10 protein-coding genes are annotated in these 11084 nt (G+C 70.3%); 9 read left to right on the top strand and 1 reads right to left on the bottom strand.

Annotated features, from left to right (window positions below):
• The 6 genes from HOQ08_RS03585 to HOQ08_RS03560 all read left to right on the top strand — a co-directional run.
• The coding region (locus HOQ08_RS03585; RefSeq protein WP_291191732.1) for a GGDEF domain-containing protein at positions 1-238 on the top strand (238 nt) is incomplete at its 5' end.
• 123 nt (positions 239-361) lie between these two features.
• Positions 362-694, top strand: coding sequence for an EF-hand domain-containing protein (locus HOQ08_RS03580; RefSeq protein WP_291191729.1), 333 nt, complete (start codon positions 362-364; stop codon positions 692-694).
• 128 nt (positions 695-822) lie between these two features.
• Positions 823-2130 carry a TCR/Tet family MFS transporter gene (locus HOQ08_RS03575; RefSeq protein ID WP_291191726.1) on the top strand — a complete coding sequence of 436 codons (1308 nt, stop codon included), beginning with the start codon at positions 823-825 and terminating at the stop codon, positions 2128-2130.
• Positions 2131-2144: 14 nt separating this feature from the next.
• Positions 2145-2657: a DUF1993 domain-containing protein gene (locus HOQ08_RS03570; protein WP_291191723.1), complete on the top strand. Its 513-nt coding sequence runs from the start codon at positions 2145-2147 to the stop codon at positions 2655-2657.
• A 159-nt stretch (positions 2658-2816) separates the two neighbouring features.
• Positions 2817-3029 carry a hypothetical protein gene (locus HOQ08_RS03565; RefSeq protein ID WP_291191720.1) on the top strand — a complete coding sequence of 71 codons (213 nt, stop codon included), beginning with the start codon at positions 2817-2819 and terminating at the stop codon, positions 3027-3029.
• A 167-nt stretch (positions 3030-3196) separates the two neighbouring features.
• Positions 3197-4840: an NAD(P)/FAD-dependent oxidoreductase gene (locus HOQ08_RS03560; RefSeq protein WP_291191717.1), complete on the top strand. Its 1644-nt coding sequence runs from the start codon at positions 3197-3199 to the stop codon at positions 4838-4840.
• A gap of 94 nt (positions 4841-4934) precedes the next feature.
• On the opposite strand, the gene HOQ08_RS03555 is transcribed toward HOQ08_RS03560, so the two are convergent.
• Positions 4935-7880, bottom strand: a complete 2946-nt coding sequence (locus HOQ08_RS03555) for an EAL domain-containing protein (protein WP_291191714.1) — start codon at positions 7878-7880, stop codon at positions 4935-4937.
• 221 nt (positions 7881-8101) lie between these two features.
• On the opposite strand from HOQ08_RS03555, the gene dinG reads away from it, so the two are divergent.
• The 3 genes from dinG to HOQ08_RS03540 form a co-directional block, all read left to right on the top strand.
• On the top strand, positions 8102-10207 hold the full coding sequence (dinG, locus tag HOQ08_RS03550) for an ATP-dependent DNA helicase DinG (RefSeq protein WP_291191711.1): 2106 nt from the start codon (positions 8102-8104) through the stop codon (positions 10205-10207).
• A gap of 32 nt (positions 10208-10239) precedes the next feature.
• On the top strand, positions 10240-10800 hold the full coding sequence (locus tag HOQ08_RS03545; RefSeq protein WP_291191708.1) for a HutD family protein: 561 nt from the start codon (positions 10240-10242) through the stop codon (positions 10798-10800).
• A gap of 96 nt (positions 10801-10896) precedes the next feature.
• The coding region (locus HOQ08_RS03540; protein ID WP_291191705.1) for an NnrU family protein at positions 10897-11084 on the top strand (188 nt) is incomplete at its 3' end.

The raw sequence follows: 11084 nt of genomic DNA, 5'->3' as shown, positions 1-11084 counted from the left end.
GGTGCTGTTGCCGCACACCGACCTGGCAACGGCGACCGCACTGGCCGAAGAGTTGCGCGCGCACGTGGCCTCGCAGCCGCTCGGGCACGACGGGCTGGCGCAGGCGATCACCGTGTCGATCGGCGTGGCGGTGCGCGATGCCACCGACGGCGATGCCGATGCACTCATCCGCCGCGCGGACCACGCGCTGTATGAGGCCAAGCGGGCTGGCCGCAACCGCATTGCCGGCCCGGCCTGATCCGGGCCCCGGCCTGCAAGGCATCAGCGCGCGATCCAGAACTTGTCCTTCCGAGCGAAGGGCAAGGTTGAACAAGCCCCTCCCCGCTTGCCACCGCCGACGGGCGCCTGCTCCAATGCGCCGATGCGCCTGCTGCTGCTCCTCGCCCTGTGCTGCGCCACCGCTGACGCAGAGGACTACCCGGCCACCCCATCGGGCTACCTCAAGCTGTTCGACCGCGACGGCGACGGGCGCGTCAGCGCGCAGGAATACGTCGACTACCTCAGCGCCGGCTTCCGCGCCATGGACGCCAACGGCGATGGCGTGCTCGAGGCCGATGAACTGCCGCCCGGACCGCGGCGCACGCCGCGCACGCTGGCCGCGTTCCAGGCGGACCTGCGCGCACAGTTCCACCGGCTGGACCGCAACGGCGACGGGTATCTGGACGCCCGGGAATTGGCGCAGCCGCCGCGTTGAAGGCGGCAGGCCGGAGACGGGCGACCCGCCCGGCCCTTGCGCCCGCTACACGCCCGCTTTGCCCCGCACGCAACAATCGCGCTGATGCGATGCGCTATCGTGCGCGCTTCCCCCGCCGGCGCCCGCGCATGGACTCGACCCATACCGCCCTCAGCGACACGCGCCGCCGCGCGGCGGTGGCTTTCATCTTCGTCACGGTGTTCCTGGACATCCTGGCGTTCGGCATCATCATCCCGGTGCTGCCGCACCTGATCGAGCAGCTGGCCGGCGGCGGCATCGCCAAGGCGGCGTGGTGGGTGGGCGTGTTCTCCACCGTGTTCGCGGTGGTGCAGTTCGCGTTTTCCCCTGTGCAAGGTGCCCTGTCGGACCGTTTCGGGCGGCGGCCGGTGATCCTGATCTCCAACCTGGGGCTCGCGATCGACTTCGTGGTGCTCGCGCTGGCGCCCACGCTGTGGCTGCTGTTCGTCAGCCGCACGCTGCTGGGCATGACGGCGGCGAGCTTCACCACCGCCAACGCCTACATCGCCGACATCACGCCGAAGGAGAGGCGCGCAGCGGCCTACGGCGTGCTGGGCGGCGCGTTCGGACTGGGTTTCATCATGGGGCCGGGGCTGGGCGGCTTCCTCGGCGACATCTCGCTGCGGCTGCCGTTCTGGGTGGCCGCGGGGCTGGCGCTGTGCAACTTCCTGTATGGCCTTTTCATCCTGCCCGAGTCGTTGCCCAAGGAACGGCGCACGCCGCGCTTCGAGCTGCACAGCGCGCATCCGCTGGGCTCGCTCAAGCTGCTGCGCCGCTATCCGCAGGTGCTCGGGCTCGCGGTCGTGATGTTCCTGGTCTACCTCGCCCACTACGTGCTGCAGACCACCTTCGTGCTCTACGCCGACTACCGCTACGGCTGGGGTCCGCAGGCGGTGGGTTTCGTGCTGATGCTGGTGGGCGCCTGCGACGGCTCGGTGCAGGCCTTCCTCACCGGCCGGCTGACGCCGCGCTTCGGCGAGCGCCGCGTGCTCCTGGCCGGGCTGCTCTTCGGCATCGGCGCCTTCGCGCTGATGGGCGTGGCGAGCGAAGGCTGGGTGTTCCTGGTGGGCATTCCGCTGATGGCGTTGTGGAGCCTGGCCGGGCCGCCGATCCAGGCGATCATGACGCACCAGGTGGACCCTTCCGAACAGGGCCGCCTGCAGGGTGCGATCAGCAGCCTGGGCAGCTTCGCCGGCATCTTCGGCCCGTACCTGTTCGCGCAGGTGTTCGCCTTCTCGATCGCCCCCGGCTCGCCGGTGCATCTGCCCGGCCTGGCCTTCGTGCTGTCGGCGGTGCTGCTGGCGGTCGGCGCCGTCATCGCAGCGCGCGTGACCGCGCACACCACATCCCTGGCAGGTACGCCATCGGACCCCGCGGTGGGGCCTGCGGGCGCACTGCCGCACGACCCAACCCACTGACGCTGGAGTTTTCCATGACGCTTTCGATGTACCAGGCTTCCGTTCCCGTGTTCGAGCGCGCGTTGTCCAACCTCCTCCACGTGCTGAAGAAGGGCGAGGCGCACGCCAAGGTCAAGGCCGTCACCGACGAGGTGCTGCTGGGCACCCGGCTGATCCCCGACATGCTGCCGCTGGCCAAGCAGGTGCAGATCGCCTGCGACATGGCCGCGCGCGGCACCGCCCGGCTGGCCGGCGTGGAACCGGCCTCGTTCGAGGACAACGAAACCACCTTGGAGCAGCTCTATGCGCGCATCGCCAGGGTGCTCGCCTACATCAAGGGCTTCACCCCGCAGCAGATCGACGGCAGCGAGGCGCGCGCGATCGAACTGAAGATGCGCAACGGCGAAATGAGCTTCAGCGGGCAGGACTACCTGCTCACCTTCGTCCTCCCGAACCTGTACTTCCACTGCACCACCACCTACGTGATCCTGCGCGAGGCCGGCGCGGAACTGGGCAAGACCGACTTCATCGCCGGCGCCCAGCAGTGATTCCATCCGGGCGCGGCGGTCTTCCGTCGCGCCCGGATGAACGCCAGCGACGCGCCGGTTTTCCGGCGCATCGCGAAGCGTGACCGATCGCACATTCGCCATCGCCGGATGGCCCGCGCCCTGCTTGTCCCTCGCTCGAACCCACCACCGAGCTGAGCCATGGACAGCGTCTACGAATGCATCATCGCCGGCGGCCCGCAACACGGGCTGGTCTACCGGCGCCCGCTCGATGCCACCCATCCCACGCCGCTGGCGGTGATCACCGACGACGGCGAACTGTGCACGCCGGCCGCGCGCAAGTACGGTTCACGCGTGGTGCTGCTGCACCCGCAGGCCACCGGCGCGCAGTTCCTGACCATCCTCGCCGCCTGAGTGGCGCAACGCGTCAGTGCCGCAGATGCGGCGGCATGACCCCCTGGCGGCAAGGCCCGTCGCGCCGCGTCACCCCGCACGCCCGCCTTGTCCGGGTCGGTCCAACGCAAGGACAATACGCCGCCCGGCCCCATGTCATCGCGTCGGGCCGACGCCCTGCGAGTCCCATGCTGCGACTGACCGACCTCAAGCTTCCGCTGGACCATCCGCCGCAGGCGCTGGATGCCGCCATCCGCGAGCGGCTGCGCCTGCCCGCGGGCGCGCTGCGCGGCTACACCGTGTTCCGCCGCGGCTACGACGCGCGCAAGCGCGGCGCGATCGCGCTGATCTATACGCTGGACGTGGACCTCGCCGACGAAGCCGCGGTGCTCGCGCGCTTCGCCGATGACCGCCACGTGCAGCCCACGCCCGACACCGGCTACCACCCGGTCGCCCATGCACCCGAGCGGCTGGCGCACCGGCCCATCGTGGTGGGCTTCGGCCCTTGCGGCATCTTCGCCGCGCTGCTCCTGGCGCAGATGGGCTTCCGGCCGATCGTGCTCGACCGCGGCAAGGCGGTGCGCGAGCGCACGCAGGACACCTGGGACCTGTGGCGCAAGCGCAACCTGCATCCGGAGTCCAACGTGCAGTTCGGCGAGGGCGGCGCCGGTACCTTCTCCGACGGCAAGCTGCACAGCCAGATCTCCGATCCGCACCACCACGGCCGCAAGGTGCTGACCGAGTTCGTCAAGGCCGGCGCGCCGGAGGAGATCCTCTACGTCAGCAAGCCGCACATCGGCACCTTCCGGCTGGTGACGATGGTGGAGAACATGCGCGCCACGATCGAGGCGCTCGGCGGCGAGATCCGCTTCAGCCAGCGCGTCGAGGACCTGCTCGTCGAGACCGATGCACATGGCGGGCGCCACGTGCGAGGCGTGCGCCTGGCCGACGGCGCCGAACTGCGCTCGGACCATGTGGTGCTCGCAGTCGGCCACAGCGCGCGCGATACCTTCGAGATGCTGCATGCGCGCGGCGTCTACCTCGAAGCCAAGCCGTTCTCGATCGGCTTCCGCATCGAGCATCCGCAGTCGCTGATCGACCGCGCGCGCTTCGGCCCGCAGGCCGGCCACCCGGTCCTGGGCGCGGCCGACTACAAGCTGGTCCACCACGGCAACAAGGCCGGCCAGAGCGGGCGTTCGGTGTACAGCTTCTGCATGTGCCCGGGCGGCACCGTGGTCGCGGCCACCTCGGAGCCCGGCCGCGTGGTCACCAATGGCATGAGCCAGTACTCGCGCAACGAGCGCAACGCCAATGCGGCGATCGTCTGCGGCATCACGCCCGCGGATTTCGCGCCCTACGGCGAGGGACCGCTGGCCGGCATCGCGCTGCAGCGGCACTGGGAGTCGCATGCGTTCGCCATGGGCGGCGGCAACTACTGCGCGCCGGGGCAGCGCGTGGGCGATTTCCTGGCCGGCCGGCCCTCGCAGGCGTTCGGCGAGGTGCTGCCTTCGTACAAGCCGGGCGTGTACCTGACCGACCTTTCCACTGCGCTGCCGGATTACGCGATCGGCGCAATCCGCGAGGCGCTGCCGACGTTCGACCGGCAGATCCGCGGCTTCGCCATGCACGATGCCATGCTGACCGGGGTGGAGACGCGCACCTCCTCGCCGGTGCGCATCCGGCGCGGCGAAGGCGACTACCAGAGCATCAACACGCGCGGGCTGTTTCCGGCCGGCGAGGGCGCGGGCTACGCGGGCGGCATCCTGTCGGCGGGCGTGGACGGCATCCGCGTTGCCGAGGCAGTGGCGCTGGACATCACGGGCCGGCGGTAGCCAGGGAACCATCCGTCCGCGCTGTACGCATGGCGAAGTCGAAGCGACTGCCGCGGTCCTCGCGCACGAAACCGTTCTCCCGGAACGAGGGGATTCAATCCGCGTCGTGCTCGCGCGCGAGCCACTGCCCGATCGGCGCGGGGTGCCCGAGCAGGTAGCCCTGGCCCAGCTCGCAGCCCATGTCCAGTAGCGCCTTGCGCTGGGCCGGCGTCTCGATCCCCTCGGCGATCACCTGGATGTTGAGTGCGCGCGCCAGCGCCAGGATCGCCGCGACCACGGTAGTCGCGGTGGTGTGCTCGTCCTCGCCCAGCGCGTGCACGAAGGCGCGGTCGATCTTGAGCATGCGCAGCGGCAGCGAGTGCAGGTAGCTGAGCGAGGAATAGCCGGTGCCGAAATCGTCCAGCGCGGCTCCCACGCCGATCGCGCGCAGCCGATCGAGCATCGTGCGCACCTGCTCGGGATTGTCCAGCAACGAGCCCTCGGTCACCTCCACGATCAGCCGCCAGGGCGGCAGCCCGGTGCGCTCGATCAGGTGCACCAGGCGGGCGTCGAAGTCGCCATGGCGCAGGTGCAGCGCCGAGACGTTGAAGGTGAGGAAGGTGTCCTTGTCCTCCAGTTGCAGGAAGCGCTCGCAACTGCGCTCGAACAACTGCCAGTCGATCGTCTCGATGTGCCCGCTGTCCTGCGCCACCTTGAGGAAATCGGCCGGGCCGAGCACGCCCAGCACCGGATGGTTCCAGCGCAACAGCGCCTCGTAGCCGACCACCGCGCCGTCGTCGAGCCGGCAGAACGGCTGCAGGTAGGGCTCGAACTCGTCGCGCTGCAGGGCCTGGCGCAACTCGCCTTCCATCGTCAGCACGTCGACGGCGTTCTTGGCCAGCGTCTCGTCGAACAGCTCGTAGCGCTTGCGGCCCTGCTCCTTGGCGCGGTAGAGCGCGATGTCGGCGTCGCGCAGCACCTCGTCGGCAGTCAGATAGGTCTCGTCGCCGATGGCGATGCCCATGCTGGCCGAAGGCGCCAGTTCGCGCCCGGCGATCTGCATCGGCACGCTGAGCGCATCGAGCACGCGTTGCGCGACCGCCACCGCGGCGGCGGGAACCTCCACGTCCTCCAGCAGGATCGCGAACTCGTCTCCGGCCAGGCGCGCCACCACGTCCGGTTCGCGCACGCAGCCCTGCAGGCGGCGCGCGATCTCCCTGAGGAAGATGTCGCCGGCCAGGTGGCCCAGGCTGTCGTTGATCACCTTGAAGCGGTCCACGTCCAGGTAGAGCAGCGCGCAGCGGCGGCCGGGCTCACGCCGCAGGATCGACAGCGCGCGCTCGAGGCGGTCGCGCAGGAAGCCGCGGTTGGGAAGGCCGGTGAGCGCGTCGTGCATCACCTCGTGCTTGAGCTGGTCCTGGATGCGTTCGCGTTCCTGGATTTCCTGACGCAGCTCCTTGGTGCGTTCCTGCACGCGCAACTCCAGTTCCGCGTAGGCGCGCTGCAGCGATGACGCGGCGCGGCGGCGGTGGATGCTGTTGGCGATCTGCAGCGCGGCGAAGCTGAGCAGTTCCTGGTCGGCCAGGTCGTACACCCGCTGGTCGGTGTAGCTCTGCACGGCGACCAGGCCGATTACCTCCTCGCCCACGTGCAGCGGCACGCCCAGCCAGCACAGCGCCGGCGCGCGGATCTTCAGCAGATCGATTTCCCCGGCAGCGCCCAACTGCTCGACCTCCTCCTTGCGCCCCATCAGCGGCCGCCCGGTGCGCATGACGTATTCGCTCAGGCCGCGACCCAGCGGGCGCGTGACTGGATGGTCGCGCTCGTCCACGTAGTAGGGAAATTCCAGCACGCGGCCGTTGTCGGCCAGCAGGCCGATATAGAAGTTGCGCGCATCCAGCAACTCGCCCACCACCGCGTGCACCCGCTGGTAGAACTCGGCCTGGTCGATGTCGGCGGTGGCCAGCTGGGCGATGTTGAACAGCGCCGCCTGCAGGCGTTCGGCCCGCTGGCGCTCGATCACCTCCTGCTGCAGGCCCTGGTTGGCCTCGGCCAGCTCCTGCGTGCGCAGGCGCACGCGCTCCTCCAGCTTGTCCTTGTTCTGCTTGCGCTCGAGCGTGGTGAGCACATGGCTGCCGACGAACTCGAGCAGGGAGCGGTCCTCCTCGGAGAACCCGATGCCCTGCTGGTAGCTCTGCACCACCAGGGCCCCGTGCACCTGGCCCTCGCGCAGCATCGGCACGCCTAGCCAGTCCACGCTGTCCGGCCCGGAGGGCTTGAGCACGCCGCTGATCTGGCGCCGGATCTCGTCGTGGCTGCCCATCAGCGCGTGGCCGCCGGTGAGCACGTGCCAGGTCAGGCCGTCGCGCAAGGTTTCCATCGGCATGTCTTCGCCGATGCTGGGCGCGTCCTCGTCCTTGACGTCGGCGTAGTAGAGGAAGCACATCGTCCCGCGCTCGGAATCGCTGCGCACGATGTAGAAGTTCTCCGCGTACATCAGCGTGCTGATGATGCCGTGCACGCCGCGCAGCATCTCGGACATCTCCAGGTCGGACCCGGCGAGGTCCGAAATCGCAAACAGCGCGCGCTGCAGGGTTTCCGAACGGACCAGCTGCTTGTGCGAATCCTGCAGGTCGGCCAGCTGCAGCACGCGCTGCAGGTGGTGGACGGCCAGCTCGAGGAAAGGTTCGAGCGAAGCCACCAGCGGCCCGGGCCGCTGGCCGCGGGCGGGCGCGAGCAGCAGCACCGCGCGCTCCTGCTGCAGCAGGCGCACCGCCAGGCAGTGGCCGTCGAGCACGAAGCGCGCCGCTGAGCCCGCGAGCAACGCCCGCGCGCTCGCGATGCGGCCGGCGTCCGGAATCCGTCCCAGGGTATTGAAGACCTGCGGCGCGCCGGATCCGGTCCAGACCACACTCACGTCGGCGCAGTCCGTGCGGGCGTGGGCAAAGGCGGCGACGGTCTCGGCCACCGCCGCCGGCGTGGTCGCCTTGACCAGCCGGGTCAGCCAGGCCAGCTGGCCGGTGTCCGCCAGCGGGATCGGCAGGGCGCGCGAGAGACTCATGCGAACCGCTCCCAGGATAGGATCCGCTCGCATCCTTCCGCATGCCGGCACGCGGACGCGTTCGGGCGAGACTGCTTCATGGAACTACCGTCGTGTCCTCGAGCGCAATACACACACTGTTGATCTCGATCACAGGATCGGCTGTTCCCTGCTTAGCTTGAATCGCGTCGATGCCGCGCGAGGAACGCCGGCCCGCGGCATTGCCGGGCTAGAATCACGCGATGCTCACCGACCCCACCAAGGACGCGATCCGCGCCGCCTACGCGCGCCTGAAGGACGGCCTGCCCGGCTTCCGTCCGCGCGCCGCGCAGGGGCGGATGATCGCCGAGGTGGCCAAGGCGCTGGCGAGCGAAAGCGGCGCCGCCGCGATCGAGGCGCCGACCGGCACCGGCAAGTCGATGGCCTACCTGATCGCCGGCATGGAAGTGGCGCGCGCGCAGAAGAAGAAGCTGCTGATCGCCACCGCCACGGTGGCCTTGCAGGAACAGCTGGTCGAGCGCGACATCCCGCTGTACCTCAAGCTCGCCGGCCACGAGGCCAAGGTCGCGCTGGCCAAGGGCCGCGGCCGCTACCTGTGCCCGCGCAACCTGGCGATGGCGCGGCAGAGCCTGGGCGCCGAAGCCGGCCAGATGGGCCTGGGCTTCGACGCGGACCTCGCGCTGTGGTCCAAGCCGCCGGCCGAACGCGACAAGCAGGCGCTGTCCAAGCTGGCCGGCGCGTTCGAGCGCGGCGACTGGAACGGCGACATGGACGCCGCGCCCGAGCCGGTCGGCGACCTGCTGCGGCCCATGCTCACCACCAGCGCGGGCGGCTGCACCGGGCGCAAGTGCATCCACTTCATGAACTGCCCGTTCTTCGCCGCGCGCCGCGCGGTGGCCGACGCCGAGCTGATCGTCGCCAACCAGGACCTGGTGCTGGCCGACCTCACCATGCCCGGCGAGGACGAAGGCTGGGGCGGCGTGATCCTGCCCAAGCCGGCGCAGACGCTGTACGTCTTCGACGAGGCGCACCACGTGCCGGCCAAGGCGATCGACCGCGGCGCCGCCGAGGTCTACCTGGGCGCCAGCGTGCGCCAGCTGAGCCGCCTGGCGCGCCAGGTGCACGCGGCCTACTCGCTGACCGACAAGGAATCGCTGGGCAAGCTCACGCTGGATACCGGCGACGCCAAGCTGCAGGAACTCTCCGACGGCCTGGAGGAACTGGAGAAGGCGATCCGCCTGGCCTGGTTGCCCGATCCGGCCGAGAGCGAGCCGATGTACCGCGGCTCGCTCGGCCAGCTGCCGGAGGACTGGGTGATCCACGCGCAGGCCTTGCATCTGCTCACCGCCGAGATCCAGCGCTGGCTCACCGCCGTGCGCCGCGCGGTGGTCGAGATGACCGACGGCGGCCCCACGCAGGAGGCGCTCGCGCGCGAACTGGGCATGGCGCTGGAGCGGCTGGACCGGCAGGAGCGCACCTGGCGCGCCTGGTCCGGCGAGGACGCCGAGCACGCGCCGCCGCTGGCGCGCTGGGTCACCCTGGCCGCCGACCAGCAGCTGGTCTGCCACGCCTCGTCCGTCTCCGCCGGCGGCCTGCTGCGCCACGTGCTGTGGAACAACGCCAGCGGCGTGGTGCTGACCTCGGCCACGCTGAGCGCTGGCGGCAACTTCCGCGGCTTTGCCGACGCGGTGGGCCTGCCGGACGACGCCGTCACGCTGAGCTTGCCCTCGCCCTTCGACCTGGCGCGCCAGGCGCGCCTCGAAGTGCCCGCCATCGACGCGTTGCCCGACGCGCGCGAGGAACACGCGCAGGCGATCTGCGATTGGCTGGCCGAGCACCTGGACTGGGGCGCCGGCAACCTGGTGCTGTTCACCTCGCGCGCGAAGCTCGACCGCGTGCTGCAGCGCCTGCCGATCGACAAGGTGCGCAAGGTGCGCGCGCAGGGTTCGCTGGGCAAGGCGCAGCTGATCGCCGAGCACGTCGCCGACGTCGAAGCCGGCAAGGGCAGCACGCTGTTCGGCCTTGCCTCCTTCGGGGAGGGCCTGGACCTGCCCGGCAAGCTGTGCGAGACGGTGGTGATCACCCAGCTGCCGTTCGCCGTGCCCACCGACCCGGTCGGCGCGACCTACGCCGAATGGCTGGAGTCGCGCGGGCGCAACCCGTTCCTGGAGGTGAGCATTCCGGAGGCCACGCGGCTGCTCACCCAGTACTGCGGCCGCCTGATCCGCAGCGAGACCGACCGCGGCCGCATCGTGCTCCTGGACCGGCGCGTGGTGACCAAGCGCTACGGCGCCGGCATGCTGCGCGCGCTGCCGCCGTTCGAGCGGGTGATCGAGCGCGTCGCGTAGGGTGGACTTCAGCCCACCCTACAATCGGCGGCATGCCCATCATCCACTTGCACGACTGCCCTGCCCGCCCCTGGAAGAACGGCCTGGGCCGCACGCGCGAGCTGGCCGTCGAACCACCGGGCGCAGGCATGGACGATTTCCTCTGGCGCGTGAGCGTGGCCGAGGTGGACAGCGCTGCGCCGTTCTCCGCCTTTCCCGGCATCGACCGCGTCATCGTGCTGCTCGATGGCGCCGGTTTCACCATGGCGCTCGATGACGGCCGCAGGCACGCCCTGACCGAACCCTTCGCGCCGTTCGCCTTCCCCGGCGAGGCGCAGGTGGCGATCATCCTGGCCGGCGGCGCCACCCGCGACTTCAACCTGATGACCCGCAGGGGACGCGCCCAGGGAAAGGTCTCGGTGTGGCGCGACCCGGTCGAAGGCGTGATCGGGCCGGACACCGTGCTGCTCTACTGCGCGCGCGGCCGGCTGCGGCTGGACGACGCCGCACTGGATACAGGTGACGCCTGGGTGCGCCCGGGCGCGGCGCCGATTCGCGTACGGCCGGAACCCGGCAGCACCGTGCTGGCCGTGGACGTAACGCGGCTCGAATGACACCGGCGCGCGGCGGGGACTCGCACTGCCCACGCGGCCGCCAGGCGGTCGGCGCTATCCGCTTATGATCCAGCCTTCGCTCCAGGGAGAACTGCGATGCAACTGCTGATCATCGGACTGTTCGTCTTTCTCGGCGTGCACCTGCTGCCATTGCTCTTTCCCCGCTGGCGCCAGCGGCAGATCACACGGTTCGGCGAACGCGGATGGAAGGGCCTGTTCGCGCTGGTCGCGCTGGTGGGCTTCGTGCTGGTCTGCTGGGGTTTCGGGCGCGCGCGACAGCTGCC

The sequence above is a fragment of the Frateuria sp. genome, from assembly GCF_013362045.1.
GTDB lineage: Bacteria > Pseudomonadota > Gammaproteobacteria > Xanthomonadales > Rhodanobacteraceae > Frateuria_A.
This window is presented reverse-complemented; position numbering and strand designations above follow the sequence as displayed.